The following is a 760-nucleotide window of genomic DNA, read 5'->3' on the forward strand; positions in this document are numbered from 1 at the left end:
GACTATTTCGTCGGGCCGGAGCGGCTCATCAGCACCCGCCACAACTACGCCCAGAACCCCCAGCAGGAATGGCTGCGCACCTGGCGCTTCGAGCCCGGCATGACCTGGGCCGCCCATGAGCCGCCGACCCTCGTCGGCCCGGACGGCAAGGACCGCGCGCAGATCGATCCCTTCAGCCAGGACGAGATGGAGGAGGCTGGCGTCGTCTTCCAGCATTTCGCCTACGTGACGGAGGCGCAGGCCGCCTTCAAGGAAAGCTACTACGGCTACCAGGACGCGCGCCGCCACTGGCGCCGCCTGCAGGAGGCCGCCGGGCCGGTGCTGCTGCGCGACTATCTGCCCTGGGTGACCGACCAGACGCTGGCCGACACCGCCGCGGCGCGCGGCGTCGTGCCGATCGCGGTGGTCGAGGCGGAGGGCTGGCGCTTCCTGAACGCCGGCGAGGCGGCGGCGCGGCGGCGCGCGCTGAGCCCGGTGCGGCCGCGGATCGTCGTCGACGGGGTGTTCTACCAGCATCTCAACTCGGGCATCGCCCGGGTGTGGACGGCGGTGCTCAAGGCCTGGGTGGCCTCGGGCTTCGCCGAGCGTGTGGTGCTGCTCGACCGCGCCGGCACGGCGCCGCGCCTTCCCGGTGTGCACACCCGGACGATCCGGGCGCACAGCTACGCGGCGACCGGCGCGGACAGCCTGTACCTGGAGCGCGTCTGCCGCGAGGAGGGGGCGGACCTGTTCGTCTCGACCTACTATTCGACGCCGACGA

1 pseudogene is annotated in these 760 nt (G+C 72.1%); it reads left to right on the forward strand.

From position 1 onward, the window contains the following. Window positions 1–760: pseudogene (locus tag GBZ26_RS29700) on the forward strand (hypothetical protein); the annotation flags it as partial.

Source organism: Azospirillum formosense (genome assembly GCF_013340925.1).
Classification (GTDB): Bacteria; Pseudomonadota; Alphaproteobacteria; order Azospirillales; family Azospirillaceae; genus Azospirillum; species Azospirillum formosense.